Below are 17,443 nucleotides of genomic sequence, written 5' to 3' on the forward strand. Positions count from 1 at the left end.
GGGCAACCGTGTCAGCGTGGCGCCCAACCGAACAGCCGCCGCACTCTCCGCGTGAAGCGCTTGCGCAACTGTCGCCGGCGGTTCTTGCTACTGAGAAACGGCGTCAGCCGGGGATCGGCGGCCAGAGTGCCGAACCGCCGGACATGCTGCGCAAGGAACCCGGGCACGAAATCCCTGCCGTTGATGGCGCGTAGCCGCTCCGCATGGGCCAGCACATAATCGAGGACATCCGCGCCCATGGTCGCTTCGTGGGCAAGATAGGCCGGCGATTGCTGCACATGGCCGCCGGCATAGGCAGCGCCGGCCGATACGTTGGCGCCATGCAGACGATAAAGGCCGAGACTCTCGGACAGGATCAGGCTGCCAGCGGCCAGATGCGCGCATGTCGCGGCAAAGTAGTCGGTCCCTGTCTTCACCCGAAACGGGAACGCCAGAACCGGTTCCAGCGCACCGCGCCGGAAAACCATCGACGAGGTCGGCGCCCACATCCAGCCATAGGCGCCGGGTCCGAAATAGGTCACCGGATGGTCCGATTGATAGCCAAGCTCGCCAGCCATCGCGCCAAGCTGCCTGAAGGCCGGAATGCCGATCCCGGCCGCCTCCGGTTCCGGTCGCGGCTTGCGCAACATGACATAGGTGCTCGCAAGCAAGGTCCGCTCGCTATCGACGAAGAAAACATCCGAACTGGATAGCGACGCCGTTCGCGTCGGGTTCAAATGCGCCGACAGATGCGCAAGCAAGAAATTCGGCAGCCAGATATCGTCGGCATCGAGGAATGCAACGAAAGGCGCGTCGGTCGCGGCAAAGCCATCGCGAAATCCCGCGATCTGCCCGCCATTCTCCGAGCGCGCCAGCAGTCGCAGGCGCGGGTCGCCAATCGCCTGGAGGAGTTCGCGGACATGTTCGGCCGAGCCGTCGGTCGAGGCATCGTCGACGATGACGCAGTCCCAGTTCCGGTAGGTCTGCGCCAACACCGAGCGGATCGCCTGTTCGACGTATGGGCGGTAATTGTAGCAGGTGATGACCACCGCCACGCGCGGCAGCTCAAACGGTGGGGACGTGTCTTCCATCTGATCGGCCTCGCCCGCTCGAATTGCCACCCATGTTCATCCGGCAGCTTTTCCTTTGCAACTTCGACGCAGGCGAGCGAAGTACGAAACCTAGGCGGCCGCCAGCAGGCTGGCATTGCCGCCCGCCGCCGTGGTGTCGACGCAGACGGCCCTCTCATGTGCGTAGGCCGCCGGGTTGAGCACCTCGCTGACCAAAGGCACGATCGGGCCGCTGCGGTCGGCGATGACCTTGCGCACGATGCGCGCGGCCTCAGGCGTGCCGGAGAAGGCGACGACGTCGACGCGTAGCGAACGCGCCTCGACCGGATCGGGGCGTCCGTCGATAGCCGCCAGCGGCAAGCCCTTGCCAGTCAGCGCCGACAGTGCTGCCGGCGCTCCTGGCGCGACGGCGAGCACCGCATTGCCGGCGGCGAGCGCCTGTATCGTCTGCGCAAGCAGCGTGTCTTGATCGGGACCGAGGCACAGCACCCGGCCGCGCGGCGACAGCGACAGCGTGTTGGCCTCGCCCGTCGGCCCGGGCAGGTCGACCTGGCCGAAATCGATGCCGGCGGCAGCCCCGATGGCCGCGGCGCCCTTGCCGCGCAGATGCTTCCTGAGGATGGCGACGCGGTCGGGCCGCGTCGACCAGCCGCCAAGCGTCGGATCGGGCAGATTGTCGGCAAGCTCGGTCGCCGTCACCTTGTGACCGTCCTCGATATGCGTGCCCGCCTCCGGCCCTTTGCGGAAGCGCCTCAGATAATGCGGCCCGCCGGCCTTCGGACCAGTGCCCGACAGCCCCTCGCCGCCGAAGGGCTGCGAGCCGACAACGGCGCCGATTTGGTTGCGGTTGACATAGATGTTGCCGGCATGGATGCCGTCGACGAAATGCTGGACGCGACCCTCGATGCGGGTGTGCAGGCCGAAGGTCAGGCCATAGCCCTTGCGGTTGATGGCGGCGATGACGGCGTCGATCTCGTCGGCGTCGAACGTCGCAACATGCAGCACCGGCCCGAACACCTCGCGCTCCATCTCCTCGATGCCCTTGACTCGGAACACATGCGGCGCGACGAAGCGGCCATTCTTCGGCGCTTCGAGCTTGGCGATCAGCCGGCCCTGCAGGCCCATTTTCGTGCAATAGTCGCTGATCGAGGCCTGCGCCTCGTCGTCGATGACCGGACCGACATCGGTCGAAATCTGCCAGGGATTGCCGAGGTTGAGTGCCTCCATGGCACCCTTCAGCATTTCCAGCATCTTCTTCTCGACGTCCTTCTGCACGTAGAGCATCCGCAGTGCCGAGCAGCGTTGGCCGGCGCTCTGGAAGGCCGAGGCAAGGATGTCGCGCACCGCCTGTTCGGGAAGCGCCGTGGAATCGACGATCATCGCATTCAGTCCGCCGGTCTCGGCGATCAGCATCGCGTCGGGCGCGGCGGTCTCGGCCAGTTGCTTCTCGATCAGCTTGGCGACCTCGGTCGAGCCGGTGAAGCAGACGCCGGCAATGCGCGGATCGGCGGTCAGCGGGCCGCCGACCGACGGACCGTCACCCGGCAGTAACTGGATGACATCTTCCGGTACGCCGGCCTCGCGCAGCATTTCGACGGCGCGGAAGGCGATCAGCGGCGTCTGCTCGGCCGGTTTGGCGACGACCGAATTGCCGGTGACCAGTGCCGCGGCGATCTGGCCGGTGAAGATGGCGAGCGGGAAATTCCAGGGCGAGATGCAGACGATCGCGCCGCGTGCCTGCGTGCCGCTCTCGGCATTGACCGCCTCGGCGGCGTAATAGCGCAGGAAGTCGACCGCCTCACGCACTTCGGCGACACCATCGGCGAGTGACTTGCCGGCCTCGCGGGTGGCCAGCGCGAAGAACTCGACCGCATTGGCTTCATAGAGGTCGGCGGCACGGTTGAGGATCGCGGCGCGCTCGGCGACGGGGCGTTTCGCCCATGCCGGCTGCGCCTCTACCGCGATGCGCACGGCGGTCGCGACCTGCTTGGCGTCCGCCTCGTGGACAGAACCCACCACTTCGTCCGGCTTCGCTGGATTGGTGATCGGGCGCTGCTTGCCATAGCCGGCGGCGCGGGTAATCGGCTTGGCGTGCCAGCGGTCCGACCCGGCGAATTCCGCCTTCGCCTTTTCGATCGCGGCCAGCGTCACCGTATCGGTGGTATCGAATCCCCTCGAGTTGCGGCGCCCACCGCCGAAGATGGCAAAGGGCCGGGCGATAGCCGGATTGGCGGCCGGTCCCTGCTTCTCGACCGTTTCCAATGGATCGCGGGCGATATCCTCCGGTTCGACCTCCTCGTCGGTGAGCTGGTGGACGAAGGAGGAGTTGGCGCCGTTCTCCAGCAGCCGGCGGACCAGATAGGCGAGCAGGTCGGAATGGGCGCCGACCGGCGCATAGATGCGGCAGCGCGTGCCTTCGGCCTGGCGCACCGTCTCGTGCAATGCCTCGCCCATGCCGTGCAGGCGCTGGAATTCGAAGGCATCGCGGTTCGTCGCCATCGACAGGATGGCGGCGACGGTATGGGCATTGTGGGTGGCGAACTGCGGATAGATGCGGTCGGTCATCGACAGCAGCTTCTTGGCGCAGGCCATGTAGGAGACGTCGGTGTTGGCCTTGCGGGTGAAGACCGGATAGCCGTCGAGCCCGAGCGTCTGCGCCCGTTTGATCTCGGTATCCCAGTAGGCGCCCTTGACCAGCCGCACCATGATGGTGCGGTCGTACTTTTTCGCCAGCGCGTAGAGCCAGTCGATGACGAAAGCCGCGCGCGGACCATAGGCCTGGACGACAACGCCAAAGCCGTTCCAGCCGGCGAGTTCCGGCTCGGCCAGCACGCGCTCGATGACGTCGAGCGACAGGTCGAGGCGATCGGCCTCCTCGGCGTCGATGTTGAGGCCCATGCGCGAATGCCGCGCCGCCAACGCCAGCGACAGAAGCCGCTCGGCCATGACCGGCAGCATCGTTTCCTTCTGCGCCACTTCATAGCGCGGATGCAGCGCCGACAGCTTGACCGAGATGCCGTGGTTTTGGCGGATGTCCGGCCCATTGGAACCGGAGTCGAGCGAGGAAATGGCGTCGGCATAGGCCCTGTGATAGCGCAGCGCGTCGGCCTCGGTGCGGGCCGCCTCGCCCAGCATGTCGAAGGAATAGAGATAGCCCTTCTGCGTCATCGGTCGGCCGCGCTTGACCGCCTCGGCGATGCTGCGGCCAAGCACGAACTGCTCGCCCATTTCGCGCATCGCCGCCGCGACCGCCTTGCGGATGACCGGCTCGCCGAGCCTGCGCACCATCGCGCGCAGCGTGCCTTCGATGCCGCCCTCGCCTTCGTCGAGCACGCGACCGGTCAGCATCAGCGCCCAGGTCGAGGCATTGACGAAGATCGAGCTGGAACCGCCCGAATGCGCCGACCAATCGTGCGGCGCGATCTTGTCGGCGATGAGGTCGTCCATCGTCTCGGTGTCGGGCACGCGCAGCAGCGCCTCGGCCAGACACATCAGCGCCACGCCTTCCTTCGTCGACAGGCCGTAGGCGGAGAGAAAGACTTCCATCAGCCGGGGATCGGACGAGCCGCGCACCGCCCGCACCAGATCGGCCGCACGGGCCGAGATCGCGTTGCGGTCCTTCGTCGACAGTTCTGTCGCCTCGGCCAGCCGCTTCACGGCCGCGTCTTCGGCGGGCAGATAGTTGGCGCGGATCTGCTGGCGGATGGCATCGAGCGCTGGCATGGCGGTCCTGTGAACGAGCAAGAGGGAGCGGGCCGGCGGTCACCGGACCGAATGGCGCAAGCTAGCACAATTGCGGATTTCGGTCGGTCCAAAGAAATCGACAAGGCAGGCCAATTGATCTATCATTTGCGCAAGCTTCCCGCCAAATTGACCACAAAATTGATGACCGAAGACCAATTGGACCGCATCGACCGGAATATCCTGTCGGCGCTCGCGCGCGACGGGCGGCTTTCCATGTCGGAACTCGCGGGCAAGGTCGGCCTGTCGAAGACACCGGTGCAGGCGCGGGTCAAGCGGCTTGAGAAGGACGGCTTCATCCGCGGCTACCAGGCGATCATCGATCGCGAGCGCATGGGCGAAGGCCACGTCGCCTTCGTCCAGGTGAAACTGTCCGACACCCGTTCGGCCGCCCTTGACGCCTTCAACCGCGCTGTCCAGACGGTGCCGGAGATCGAGCAATGCCACATGATGGCATCGAGCTTCGACTATCTGCTGAAAGTCCGCACCACCGATATCGCCGCCTATCGCCGCGTGCTCGGCGAGCGCATATCGGCGCTGCCGCACGTCGCCCAAACCTCGACCTTCGTGGCGATGGAGACGGTCAAGGACCGCTGACTCACTCGGCCAGCGTCTTCAAAAACGCCACCAGCGCCGCGCGCTCGCGCTCCGATAGCTGCAGCGGATGGACTTCCGACGTGCCTTCGACACTCGCCGGCGCCTTCGAATAATGCGCCACCACCTCGTCGAGCGACGAGAACTGGCCGGCATGCATATAGGGCGGACGGGTGGCCGCGCCGCGCAAGGACGGCGTCTTGTAGGCACGCACCAATTCCGGCCCTGTCTTGACCATGAAGCGCAGCTCACGACAGGCGCTGTCGTCGCCGTCGCGGAAAGCGCCGAAGCAGTTGAACGGATCGGCCTCGACCTGCGCCACCGCGTCGATGCGGCCGCGGTCCGGCGGCAGGTCGGCAACCGGCGGCACACCGGTGTTGTGAAAGCTGTTGTCGGTGAAGCGCGGACCGTTGTGGCAGGTCACGCAATTGGCCTTGCCGATGAACAGCTTCAGCCCGAGGATCTCCTCCGGCGAAAACGCATCATCGCCCTGCGGCTTGGCGCCCGACGCCAGGTCGATGGCAAAACGGTCGAAGCGCGTCTGCGGCGGCTCGATGGATCGCTCGAAGGCGGCGATAGCCTTGCCGATATTGGCGAAGACGCGATTGACGTCCTCGGCCTGGCTGTCGGGCATGGCATTCCAGGCTGCCTTCTCGGCATCGGTGCCGAGCGGACTGGCATTGGTCGGCACCGTCGAAAGGTCGGGCAGCGGCCCGAAGATGCGCTCGTAGCGCTCGCCGAAACGCTTCTTGATGTAATGCGCGAAGGCGGCGCGATTGCCGGCCTGCTCGAGCGGATTTTCCAGCGGCGTCAGCGCCTGTGCCCACAGGCTGTCGCGGCGCCCGTCCCAGAAGAACCATGGATCGCGCGCGACACCCGCCAGCGGCATGGTGCGCCGGTTGGTGCGGCCGATAGCAACCGCCTGCGGCAGGTCGTCCTGGAACTGGCGGTCGATCTTGTGGCAGGTCGAGCAGGAGACCGTCCCGTCGCGACTCATGCCCTGGTCGAAGAACAGCGTCGAACCAAGTGCCGCGGCGGCAGGTACGTCGGCGAAACGGTTGGTGGTGTCGGGCTTCAACGCCGGCAACGTGTTCAACGCCAGCGAGGCGATGGTTTTCTTCTCGCCATCGGAAAACTGCGGCTTGCCGCAGCCGGCCAGCACGACAAACGCGCTAAGAGCGAGAACGCATGAAAGACTGGCAAGGCGCCTCATCGGCCGCTCACAGCACCACATTGAAAACAACCGTATCGGAGCCGGCCGCCGCGGAAATGGCAAAGCGCAGCTGCCACCATCCGCTCATGGTGAATTTCAGCCCGTCGATGCGGTAGCGCCCCTCGCCCAGATAGTCGGTCGCCTGCGGACTGGTCGGCAGGCCGTGATTGTGCAGCGGCATGCCGCCGGAAACCGTGATCGCCGCCCCTTCCACAGGAGCCCCCTTGACCGTCTTCAGCGTCAGCAGCCACGACTGCAATTCGCCCTGCCTGATGACGCCGCGCTCCGGCTGGAAACTGGCGACGAACAGCCCGTTCGCCGTCGTCTTCGAGCGCGACGTGTCGGCACCCGGCGCCGTCTGCGGAGCGGTCAGGTAGACGATCGCCAGGATGCCGACCAGCAAGGCGGCCAGACCGAGGCCCGCGAGAAGATAACGCCATAGGGATGCCAAACCGGTTCCTTTTCCAAGATAACGTTGCAGCAGGCGATCGCGTCCCACGGGGGGGAAAACGCTTCTGGCGCAAAAAAACGGCCTGCGCCAAGCATGGCGCTGCCGATCGCAAAAAGCTACAGCAGCAAAATTGTCTGGAGAGAGATACATGGCGGGAGTCGCCTCGATCGGTGAGTGCATGCTCGAACTGTCAGGCCAGGCCGGGCCGAACTGGCGCATGGGCTTTGCCGGCGACACGTTCAACACGCTGTGGGCGCTGCATGCGCTGAGCAACGACCGGCCGGCGACCTACGTTTCGGCTTTCGGCGACGACCCGTTCTCGCAGGCACAGATTGCTTTCTTCGCCGAAAACGGCATCGGCATCGGCCAGAGCCCGGTCATCACGGGCGCCCGGCCCGGCCTCTATGCCATCACGCTGACCGGCGCCGAACGCGCCTTCACCTACTGGCGCGCCGACGCGGCCGCCAGGCAGCTCGCTTCGGACCCAGCCGCCCTGACAAAAAGCCTGGAAAACCAAGCGCTTGTCTATTTTTCCGGAATCACCTTGGCAATTCTGGACGATGCCGCGCGCAAGACATTGCTGACGACGGTGGCCAAGGCCCGCGCGACCGGTTCGCTTGTCGCCTTCGATCCCAATTACCGGCCACGCCTGTGGCGCAATCGCGAGGTCGCGCAGGCCGCGATCCTCGAAGCGCTTGCCGTCACCGACATCGCCCTACCGACCTTTCCGGACGAGCAGATGCTTTTTGGGGACGAGACACCGGAGGCGACCGCGGAGCGGCTGGGAAAACTGGTCGGCGAAGTCGTCGTCAAGAACGGCGAGGGAGCGGCGCTGATTGCCTCCGATGGCGCCTTGCAGCCGGTGCCGGCCGTGCATGTCGCAACCCCCGTCGACACCACCGGCGCCGGCGATTCCTTCAATGGCGGCTACCTCGCCGCCCGGCTTGCCGGCCATGCCCCGGTGGATGCCGCCCTGCGCGCACATCGTGTCGCCGCCGCTGTCGTGCAGGTACGCGGCGCATTGGCACCGTTCGATACCCTTCGAGTGGCATTTGACGGTTAAGGCAGGCGGAACCGATATTCGGTAACCTGATGGTAGATCTGTCCCGGCCACAGCGTCGCCTGTGGGAAATACGGCCGGTTCGGCGCATCCGGCCAGACTTGCGCCTCCAGGCAGAAGCCCGAAAACGCCTTGTACTGGCGCCCCTCCAGTCCCGCTGAGGACGGCGTCAAATACTGGCCGGTATAGAGCTGCAGACCGGGCTCCGTGGTCCAGACCTCCATCTCGACGCCGGAAGTCGCGCCTTGCGCCCACGATGCCTGCTTCAGCGGTCCGCGTGTCGGGGCGAGGCAGAAATTCAGGTCGTAGGGAAGCTGCTCGCCCTCGCTCTCCATGCGCAGCGGCCGCGCCTGGCGGAAGTCGAAGGGCGTGCCGTCGACCGGCTTGACCGCGCCGGTCGGGATCATCTCGCCGTCGATCGGCGTATAGGCGCCGGCATTGAGCATCAGCCGGTGGTCGAGAATGTCGCCGGCGCCGCCGTCGTCGAGGTTGAAATAGGAATGCTGCGCGAGATTGCACAGCGTCGGCTCCTCTGAGGTCGCGGTCAGTTCGACGCTGAGCGTGCCGGGGATCTTCAGCCGGTAGGTGCAGGTCACGTCGAGCGCGCCGGGAAAGCCCATCGTGCCGTCGGGGTCGTGCAGGGCAAGTGTGACGAAGTCCCTTCCATGCAGCGAAACGGTCCATGGCCGGTGGAAATAGCCTTGCGAGCCGCCATGCAGCGTGTGCTTGTCGAGGAAGTTGCGTTCCGTCTGGTAGCGGTTGCCGGCGATGGTGAAGCGGCCGTCGCGGATGCGGTTGGCATAGCGCCCGACGACCGCGCCGAAGAACGCCTTGTCGGTCTCGTAGGGCTCGAAACGGTCGTAGCCCAGCACCAGCGGCGCATCATGTCCGGAGAGGCGCAAATCCTGGATGATCGCGCCCAGCCCGATGATGTTGGCGGTGAGGCCGCCGCCACGGATGGTGAAGCGGCGGACGGCGTCGCCCGCCTGCGTCGTACCGAAGACCTCGCCGTCCTTCATCGTCATGCCCGAAAAGTCAGTTCGTTGATCTGTCGACTTCGGCCGGTTGCGTCTTTCGGCCGGGTTTGACGCATCGAAAGGGCAGGCTTACGCCTGCCCCGCTCTTCCGATGGCTATCAGAGGCCGAGGCCGCCGATGCAGACATATTTGGTGTCGAGATAATCCTCGATGCCCTGATGTCCGCCTTCCTTGCCGAGGCCCGATTCCTTGACGCCGCCGAACGGCGCCTCCGGTGTGGTGATGAGGCCTTCATTGACGCCGACCATACCGTATTTCAGCCCTTCCATGACCCGGAAGGCGCGGCCGAGATCGCCGGTGTAGAAATAGCAGGCAAGGCCGAATTCGGTGTCGTTGGCCAGAGCGATGGCCTCTTCCTCGGTCTCGAACTTGAACACGGGTGCGACCGGCCCAAAGATCTCTTCCTTCATGAAGCGCATCTTCGGCGTCGCGTTGGCGATCACAGTCGGCTGGAAGAACGAGCCGCCGAGCACATGGCGCTTGCCGCCGGCGACGACCTTGCCGCCCTTGGAGGTCGCGTCGGCGATCAGTTCCTCGACCTTCTCGACCGCCTTCTCGTCGATCAGCGGCCCCTGCTGCACGCCCTCTTCGAGGCCGGAACCGACCTTGAGATTGTCGCTGGCGGCGGCGAGCTTTTCGACGAACTTGTCATAGACGCCGGCCTGAACCAGGAAGCGGTTGGTGCAAACGCAAGTCTGGCCGGAATTGCGGTACTTGGCGGTGATCGCGCCCGCGACCGCACGCTCGATATCAGCGTCGTCGAAGACGATGAACGGCGCATTGCCGCCGAGCTCCATCGACACTTTCTTGACGGTCACCGACGCCTTCTGGATGAGCATCTTGCCGATTTCGGTCGAGCCGGTGAAGGTGATCTTCGACACCAGCGGATTGGCGCAGATCTCGTCGCCGATTTCGGCGGCGGCACCGGTCAGGATGTTGACGACACCCTTTGGGAAGCCGACTTCCTCGGCGAGCGCGCCCCAGGCCAGGCCGGAATAAGGCGTCTGCGTCGCCGGCTTGACCACGGCGGTGCAGCCGGCGGCCAGCGCCGGACCTAGCTTACGGGCGAGCATCGAGGACGGGAAATTCCACGGTGTGATGGCGGCGATGACGCCGACCGGCTCCTTGGTCACCAGAATGCGGCGGTCCGCCCACGGCGAGGGCACGACGTCGCCATAGGTGCGGCGGCCCTCTTCGGCGAACCACAGGATGTAGGACGCAGCCGAGCCGATCTCGCCCTTGGATTCGAACAGCGACTTGCCCTGCTCGATGGTCAAGAGTTCGGCGAGCACGTCCTGATTGTCCATCATCGCGTCATGCAGCTTGCGCAGCAGCTTCGAGCGCTCGAGCGCGGTGGTCTTGCGCCAGGTCTTGAAGGCTTCATGGGCGGCTTCGATGGCACGGCGGGTCTCCACCTTGCCCGACTTCGGCACGGTGCCGATCTTGAGGCCGGTCGCCGGATTGTTGACGTCAACCGTCTGGCCGCTGTCGGCCTGCACCCATTCGCCGTTGATGAGATTGGCCTGCCGCATGAAATGGCTGGTTTTCTGAAGCATGGTCTAACCTCCGTTCGGCGCGCGGGCCGGTCGCTGATTTCTTCGGTGGAGCGTACGCAAAGGCCCTCGAAGCCGGCACGCTGGGGCATTGCTCTTTACCTAGGGCGAGCCCGGCAAGCAATCGCAATATGGCATATAGGGGTTGGGCCAGAGAAGGCGAGAGCACGCCCTCCCGGATTCCGGCCCGAGTGCCCCGGTTTTATCCAAAAATGTGGACCACCACCGTCAGCCAGAACGCCGTGGTGACCACCGCGCTCGCAGTGGCGATGGTCATCTGGTTCGATGCCAGCGCCTGGCCGGTGTTGAACTGCACGGCGATGAGATAGGTATTGATGCCGGACGGCAGCGCTGCCACCAGGACCGCCACCTTCGCCGTCAAAGGCGGCAGGCCGAACAGCCAGACTAGGCTGAGCACCAGCCCCGGCATCAGGAACAGCTTCAACGCCGACAAAGCGAGCGCCGGCCGGACATTGCCGGAGATGCCGAAGAGGCGCAGGCTGAGCCCCATGGCAAACAGCGCGATTGGCGCTGCGGTGGCGGCCAGCGCATCGACCAGCCGCTCGGCGAGTTCCGGCAAAGGCGCCCCGGTGAGGCGCCATGCCAGCCCGGCCAGGATACCAATGATCAGCGGGTTGGCGAACAGTCTTCTCAGAAAGCTCTGGATGATGCGCAGCGGGTGCACGGGCTCGCCGCCACCGCGACCAAATATCTCGAACATGATGATCGAGGCCATCATCATGGTCGGCAGATGCACCGAGACGAGCAGCGACAGCACTTCGAATCCGCTGGACCCGAATACGCCGAGAACGAAGGGAATGCCCAGCAACACCACATTCGAGAAGGACGACGACACGCCGCCGACGATGCCGGTGCGTGCGTCCCGCCCGAAGATCCGCGTCATGACCAGATGGCCGGCGGCCCATGTCATTGCAACTGCCGTGAAGTAAGCGCCCCACAGCGACCAGGGCGCCACACCGTGGAAATCGGAATTCACCATCGTCCGGAACAGCAGCAGCGGCATGGCCACGTTGATGGCGAATTCGGATATGCCGTCGCCGCTGGCGGGCCGGAGATAGCCGGTTAACCCGGCGAGATAGCCGAGTGCGACCAGACTGAAGACGAAGAGGACGGTTTCCGTGAGCGGAGACATTTCTCCCGTGATAGGCGAGGCCCGATTGCGGCGCAATTGCCTGGCCGACGAGACCTTTCCGCCGCGCCTTGTCTTTCAGCCGGCTTTGCCGTCCCTATATGCCGCTCACCGCCACCCCTGCCGGCGAGCGGAACAAGGATTGCCGATGGTTCGATTTCTGCTGGCGCTGCTCCTGCTCGTCGCTCCCGCCACAGGCCACGCGACGGATGCCGGCTGGGCGTTGCTGCGTGACGGCGGACATGTCGTGCTGCTGCGCCACGCCATGGTCACCGGCACCACCGATCCGGCCAATTTCGACATCGCCAAATGCCCGACCCAGCTCAATTTGTCGGCGCGCGGCCAGCAGCAGGCAAGCCGGATCGGCGCGCTATTCGCCGCCCGCGCCGCCCCGATCGAGCGCGTTCTGTCCAGCCGCTATTGCCGTTGCCTCGACACTGCTCGCATCGCCTTCGAGGCCGAGCCGGAGCCCTTCGCGCCGCTTGACCTCCTGAAGACCGATCCGGCGGAGAAGGCCGCGCAGCTCACAGCGGTGATGACCGAGATCCGCGGCTATTCCGGCTCGGACAATCTGGTCCTGGTTACCCATCTGGAGAACATCGTGGCGCTGACCGGCGTGTCGCCGCGCGAAGGCGAAGCGGTGGTGGTCGAGCCGCAGGGCGACGGCTTGCGCGTGCTCGGCCGCGTCACCTTCTGACGGCACCGAAGGCCCTGCCCGGGCGTCGAGCAAGTGTTGCCGAAATGCCACCATCGAAAGAAGCCGCAAATATGCCGCGACAATGCCGCTTGCGACAACCCGTCGCAGGGGCTATAGGCGCGCTCCCGGTCACGAATACCGAAGCGAGCACAACGGTTGGAGCTTCCGCCTCCGCCCGCGCAGGTGGCTTTGCCGTCCTGCGTACGGCGCCGTTTCGGGGGTTGGGATCGCGGATGTAGCTCAGGGGGAGAGCGCCGGATTTGGGTCCGGAGGTCGCAGGTTCGAATCCTGCTGTCTGCACCACGGATAGCTCAGTTTGGGTAGAGCATCAGACTCATAATCTGACGGTCGAAGGTTCGAATCCTTCTCCAATGGCTGATAGGCCACCACCCTTTCACGGTGTTATCTGAAAAACGGTCCGGGGACCGGAATGCTGAAGACCTGACGGACGGCCGAAGCCTTCGGGCCGAGGCCGTATCGAAAGGTCTGACGCCGTCGGCTCGCGGCTAGGCCCGCGGTGACGATCAAGGCGCAGCGTCGCCGGCAAGGGAAGCTTCGGCTTCCGGCGCCCGCTTCGCTGCCCCGCGATCCGCTCCCGAAGGCCCGCCGCGAATTGATGCCACCGGTCCCTGGATCATCGTGCCGGGACGTGAAGCAAGAAACGAAGCGAAACGAGAAACGAAAAGGAAGATCGACGCATGACGTGACGCCTCGCATGGGGCCATGCCCGACAGGAGTAAGACAATGACCATTCTCGATAAGGTTTTGGGACGCGAGCGCGTCCTTGTTAAGGAAAACGAGCGTGCCGTCACCCTCTACAAGGGTGAGATCAAGGCTGTCCTGATGCCGGGCGAGCACTGGCTCGCCAACCGGCGCCAGAGCCTTGAAGTCTCGCGGCACGATCTGAAGAACCCGGAATTCGTTTCGGCGTACGAGAAGGCGTTGTTCGACAAGCTCCCGGATGTGGCCGCGCGTCATTTCACCGTCATTCGCACCGGGCGCACGGATGTCGCCGTCATCGAGCGTGACGGCAACCTCCATGCCGTGCTGGCGCCGGACCGCAAGCTCGTGCTGTGGACGGATGCCGGACCGTGGAAGGTGACGCTGGTCGACACTGCCGCGGAACTGGCGATCGATCCTGCGGTCATGCGCCGGATCGGCCAGGCGCGGAAGACGGAACTGATGTCCGTCCATCCGGTCGTCGACGGCCAGGCCGGACTGCTGTTCGTCGATGGTGTCCTTGTGCGGACGCTTGCGGCGGGCGTGCATGCGTTCTGGAACGTCGGACGCATGGTGCAGGTGAAGGTCGTCGATCTCAAGCGCCAGTCGCTTGACGTCGCCGGGCAGGAAGTGCTGACCAAGGATCGCGTCACGATCCGCGTCAACATCGCCGCCGAATACCGGGTCGTCGATCCGGTCAAGGCGGTGAGTGCTGTGAAGGACTTCGCGGAAGCCCTCTACCGCGCCCTGCAGTACGCCTTCCGCAAGACGCTTGGCGCGCTGACGCTCGACCAGATCCTCGAGAAGAAGGTGACGGTCGACGAGGAGGCCGCCGGCAAGGTCCGCGCCGACATGGCCGAGATCGGGGTCGAGGTCAGCGATATCGCGCTCAAGGATGTCATCCTGCCGGGCGAGATGCGCGAAATCCTCAACCAGGTGGTTTCGGCCGAAAAGCAGGCCGAGGCCAACGTCATCCGCCGCCGCGAGGAGACGAACGCCACGCGTTCGCTCCTCAACACGGCCCGGGTGATGGCCGAGAACCCGGTGATGCTGCGGCTGAAGGAGCTTGAGGCTCTGGAGACCATCGCCGGCAAGGTCGAGCGGCTGACCGTCCACAACGGAACGGGCGGGCTGCTGAACGACCTGGTCAAGCTCCGCGACTGAGCTGACCCCACGTCAATGGGAAGGGCCGCCGGGCAATCCGGCGGCCCTTCTTGTCTTTGCAACCGAGGCATCCCATCTGCGCCCAGCGTATCAGGCCTTTTCCTGTCCGGAAAAACCGATTAGACAGCGCCCAAACAAGATGCGGACAGATTCCGCCCGCAACCGAAGGAAGAGCCCTTGTCCACCACGTTCGACAAAGTCGCCAAGATCATTGCCGACACCAGCGAGATCGATATCGAGACGATCACGCCCGAAAGCCACACCATCGACGATCTCGGCATCGACAGCCTCGATTTCCTCGACATCGTCTTTGCCATCGATAAGGAATTCGGCATCAAGGTGCCGCTGGAGAAGTGGACGCAGGAGGTCAATGACGGCAAGGCCTCGACCGACGATTACTTCGTCATGAAGAACCTGTGCGCCAAGATCGACGCGCTGGTCGCCGCCAAGACCGCCTGACGTCAGTTGAGCGCGTGACCTTGACGCGCTCTGCCGCCTAACCCACAAAGCCGCCCATGAGCAGCCCCCGCGACGTCGTCATCACCGGCATCGGCCTTGTCTCTTCGCTGGGAGAAGGTCCGTATGCGCACTGGCAGAAGCTCGCCCAGCCGGGCCTGCAGCCGGTGCTGGAGGCCGCGCGCTTTGCGCCCTACACCATCCACCCGCTGCCCGAGATCGACTGGAACCTGCAGATCGCCAAGCGCGGCGACCAGCGGCAGATGGAGACCTGGCAGCGGCTCGGCACCTATTCCGCCGGCCTGGCGCTGGACGATGCCGGCATCAAGGGCAATGACGAGCTCTGCGCGACCATGGACATGGTGGTGGCCGCCGGCGGCGGCGAGCGCGACGAGGCGGTCGATGCAGCGATCCTCGCCGCTTCGGAAAGCCGCAACGATCGCGACGTGCTGCTCAACGAGAAGCTGACCACCGAATTGCGCCCGACCTTGTTCCTGGCGCAATTGTCGAACCTGCTCGCCGGTAACATCTCGATCGTCCACAAGGTCACCGGTTCGTCGCGCACTTTCATGGGCGAGGAAGGTGCCGGTGTCGCCGCCGTCGAGACCGCCGCCGCGCGCATCCGCTCTGGACAGTCGACGCATGTGCTGGTTGGCGGCGCCTTCCAGACCGAACATTCCGACATGCTGCTCGGCTATGAGTTGGCCGGCTACCTGCATCGCGGCGCCTGGAAGCCGGTCTGGCAAAGACAGGGCGGGGAAGGCGGCGGCGTGGTGACCGGCTCCGGCGGCGCCTTCCTGGTGCTGGAGCAGCGCGAGCACGCTGAAAGCCGTGGGCGCAAGATCTACGCCGAGCTTGGCCCGGTCGTGTCCGGACGCGCCAAGCGGCGGCTCGGCGAACTCGATGCCGAGATCGCCACGCTACTCAGCCAGGCTGCATTGCCTGACGGTGAATTGCTCGCGATCTCAGGCGCTTCCGGCGCTCATGCCGCGACCGCCGCCGAGAAGGCAGTGCTGGACGCCCATCCAGCGATCGCCGCGCGCGCGTTCTCGACACTGACCGGCCATATGAAGGAAGCGCAGTTCCCCTTCGCGGTGGCGCTGGCAGCGCTGGCCGTCGACCGCAAGGCCGCCTATCCCGCCTTCGATACCACGGTCGAAAAGCTGTTCAAAGGCGTTCCCAAGTCAGTGCTTGCAACGGCGATCGGCTATCACCAATTCGAGGGCATGGGGCTGGTAAAGGCCGCCTGAGCTACGACCTAGGAAAAAACATGGCCAATCTGAACGATCACATGGGCAGGCCAATCGTCGCCGTCACCGGTATCGGCGTGGTGACGTCGCTCGGCGTCGGCAAGGCCGACAACTGGGCGGCACTCACATCGGGCAAATCCGGCATCCATCCGATCACCCGCTTTCCCGTCGATCATCTCAACACCCGCATCTCCGGCATGGTCGACTTCCTGCCGTCGAGCTCGCAGGGCTCCAGCCCCCTCACCTACGAGCTGGCCGAAACTGCCGCGCGGGAAGCCGTCGCGGAAGCCGGTCTCGATTCCGGCGATTTCGGCGGACCACTGTTTCTCGCCTCGCCGCCGGTCGAGCTCGACTGGGCTGACCGCTTTTCGCTCTACAATTCCGACAAGCAGGGCGCCGGCGCCGAAAGACTGCTGCGCGTGGCGCGCGCGCTGAAGGAACTCGACATCTTCGAGACAACGCAGTTCGGCTCGATCGCCGACCGGCTGGCGGACAGGTTCGGCACCCGCGGCCTGCCGATCACGCTGTCGACCGCTTGCGCCTCCGGCGCCACCGCCATCCAGCTCGGCGTCGAGGCGATCCGCCGCGGCGAATGCGACAAGGCGCTGTCGATCGGCGCCGACGGCTCGGCGACTGCCGAGGCGCTGATCCGTTTCTCGCTGCTGTCGGCGCTGTCCACCCACAACGACATCCCGGAAAAGGCCTCAAAACCCTTCTCCAAGGATCGCGACGGTTTTGTGCTCGCCGAAGGCTCCGGCGCGCTGGTGCTGGAATCGCTGGAGGCCGCCCTTGCCCGAGGCGCCACCATTCTCGGCATCATGCGCGGCTGCGGCGAGAAGGCCGACGATTTCCACCGCACCCGCTCGAAGCCCGACGGTTCGCCGGCGATCGCGGCGGTCCGCGCCGCGCTCGCCGATGCCGGCCTTGGCGAGGACGAGATCGACTATGTCAACGCGCATGGCACCTCGACGCCGGAAAACGACAAGATGGAACATCTGTCGCTGTCGACCGTGTTCGGCGAGCGGATCGGCTCGATGCCGATCTCGTCGAACAAGTCGATGATCGGCCACACGCTGTCGGCCGCCGGCGCCGTCGAGGCGGCGTTTTCGCTGATGACGATGCGCGAAAGTGTCATTCCGCCGACCATCAACTACGACAATCCCGATCCGGCGATCGTGCTCGACGTCGTACCGAACAAGAAGCGCAATGCCGAGGTTGGCACCGTCCTGTCGAATTCCTTCGGCTTCGGCGGCCAGAACACTTGCCTTGTCATGGCGCGGGAACCGGTCTAAGCGAGCGCTTTCCGCT

14 protein-coding genes and 2 tRNA genes are annotated in these 17,443 nt (G+C 65.1%); 9 read left to right on the forward strand and 7 right to left on the reverse strand.

Features of this window, described 5'->3' with window-relative positions:
- Positions 1 to 11 precede the first annotated feature (11 nt).
- Together DH08_RS33840 and putA are read right to left on the reverse strand one after the other, a co-directional pair.
- Positions 12 to 1,100 carry a glycosyltransferase gene (locus tag DH08_RS33840; RefSeq protein WP_345892488.1) on the reverse strand — a complete coding sequence of 363 codons (1,089 nt, stop codon included), beginning with the start codon at positions 1,098 to 1,100 and terminating at the stop codon, positions 12 to 14.
- Between the two features lie 60 nt (positions 1,101 to 1,160).
- The gene (putA, locus tag DH08_RS33845) at positions 1,161 to 4,772 is read right to left on the reverse strand and encodes a bifunctional proline dehydrogenase/L-glutamate gamma-semialdehyde dehydrogenase PutA (RefSeq protein WP_192183546.1); all 3,612 of its coding nucleotides are present in this window, start codon (positions 4,770 to 4,772) and stop codon (positions 1,161 to 1,163) included.
- Between the two features lie 162 nt (positions 4,773 to 4,934).
- Here putA and DH08_RS33850 point away from each other — a divergent pair, with 162 nt between their 5' ends.
- The gene (locus tag DH08_RS33850) at positions 4,935 to 5,387 is read left to right on the forward strand and encodes an Lrp/AsnC family transcriptional regulator (protein ID WP_192183547.1); all 453 of its coding nucleotides are present in this window, start codon (positions 4,935 to 4,937) and stop codon (positions 5,385 to 5,387) included.
- A gap of 1 nt (position 5,388) precedes the next feature.
- Here the strand turns inward: DH08_RS33850 and DH08_RS33855 are convergent, their stop codons facing one another.
- On the reverse strand, positions 5,389 to 6,597 hold the full coding sequence (locus DH08_RS33855; protein WP_192183548.1) for a cytochrome-c peroxidase: 1,209 nt from the start codon (positions 6,595 to 6,597) through the stop codon (positions 5,389 to 5,391).
- A gap of 7 nt (positions 6,598 to 6,604) precedes the next feature.
- The gene (locus DH08_RS33860; RefSeq protein ID WP_192183549.1) at positions 6,605 to 7,048 is read right to left on the reverse strand and encodes a FixH family protein; all 444 of its coding nucleotides are present in this window, start codon (positions 7,046 to 7,048) and stop codon (positions 6,605 to 6,607) included.
- Between the two features lie 148 nt (positions 7,049 to 7,196).
- On the opposite strand from DH08_RS33860, the gene DH08_RS33865 reads away from it, so the two are divergent.
- Positions 7,197 to 8,111 (forward strand): sugar kinase, encoded by a 915-nt coding sequence (locus DH08_RS33865; protein WP_192183550.1) that lies wholly within the window; start codon positions 7,197 to 7,199, stop codon positions 8,109 to 8,111.
- Here the strand turns inward: DH08_RS33865 and DH08_RS33870 are convergent.
- The 3 genes from DH08_RS33870 to DH08_RS33880 all read right to left on the reverse strand — a co-directional run bounded on the left by DH08_RS33870 (position 8,108) and on the right by DH08_RS33880 (position 11,851).
- Positions 8,108 to 9,133: an aldose epimerase family protein gene (locus DH08_RS33870; RefSeq protein ID WP_192183551.1), complete on the reverse strand. Its 1,026-nt coding sequence runs from the start codon at positions 9,131 to 9,133 to the stop codon at positions 8,108 to 8,110. The two genes, DH08_RS33865 and DH08_RS33870, sit on opposite strands and share 4 nt — an antisense overlap.
- A gap of 110 nt (positions 9,134 to 9,243) precedes the next feature.
- Positions 9,244 to 10,701, reverse strand: a complete 1,458-nt coding sequence (locus DH08_RS33875) for an NAD-dependent succinate-semialdehyde dehydrogenase (RefSeq protein WP_192183552.1) — start codon at positions 10,699 to 10,701, stop codon at positions 9,244 to 9,246.
- Between the two features lie 199 nt (positions 10,702 to 10,900).
- The gene (locus DH08_RS33880) at positions 10,901 to 11,851 is read right to left on the reverse strand and encodes an AEC family transporter (protein ID WP_192183553.1); all 951 of its coding nucleotides are present in this window, start codon (positions 11,849 to 11,851) and stop codon (positions 10,901 to 10,903) included.
- A 145-nt stretch (positions 11,852 to 11,996) separates the two neighbouring features.
- Between DH08_RS33880 and DH08_RS33885 the strand changes: the two genes are divergently transcribed.
- The 7 genes from DH08_RS33885 (at position 11,997) to DH08_RS33915 (ending at position 17,427) form a co-directional block, all read left to right on the forward strand.
- Positions 11,997 to 12,545, forward strand: a complete 549-nt coding sequence (locus DH08_RS33885; protein WP_192183554.1) for a histidine phosphatase family protein — start codon at positions 11,997 to 11,999, stop codon at positions 12,543 to 12,545.
- Positions 12,546 to 12,774: 229 nt separating this feature from the next.
- Positions 12,775 to 12,848: transfer RNA gene (locus DH08_RS33890), tRNA-OTHER, on the forward strand.
- A gap of 1 nt (position 12,849) precedes the next feature.
- A tRNA-Met gene (locus tag DH08_RS33895) sits at positions 12,850 to 12,916 on the forward strand.
- Positions 12,917 to 13,289: 373 nt separating this feature from the next.
- Positions 13,290 to 14,429, forward strand: a complete 1,140-nt coding sequence (locus DH08_RS33900; protein WP_192183555.1) for a slipin family protein — start codon at positions 13,290 to 13,292, stop codon at positions 14,427 to 14,429.
- Positions 14,430 to 14,606: 177 nt separating this feature from the next.
- The gene (locus tag DH08_RS33905) at positions 14,607 to 14,888 is read left to right on the forward strand and encodes an acyl carrier protein (RefSeq protein ID WP_006203389.1); all 282 of its coding nucleotides are present in this window, start codon (positions 14,607 to 14,609) and stop codon (positions 14,886 to 14,888) included.
- 56 nt (positions 14,889 to 14,944) lie between these two features.
- Positions 14,945 to 16,135 carry a beta-ketoacyl-ACP synthase gene (locus DH08_RS33910; RefSeq protein ID WP_192183556.1) on the forward strand — a complete coding sequence of 397 codons (1,191 nt, stop codon included), beginning with the start codon at positions 14,945 to 14,947 and terminating at the stop codon, positions 16,133 to 16,135.
- A gap of 20 nt (positions 16,136 to 16,155) precedes the next feature.
- A complete protein-coding gene (locus DH08_RS33915; RefSeq protein WP_192183557.1) occupies positions 16,156 to 17,427 on the forward strand; it encodes a beta-ketoacyl-ACP synthase in 1,272 nt (423 codons plus the stop codon).
- Positions 17,428 to 17,443 lie beyond the last annotated feature (16 nt).

Origin of the sequence: Mesorhizobium amorphae (genome assembly GCF_014843845.1) — a bacterium.
Taxonomy (GTDB): Bacteria; Pseudomonadota; Alphaproteobacteria; order Rhizobiales; family Rhizobiaceae; genus Mesorhizobium; species Mesorhizobium amorphae_A.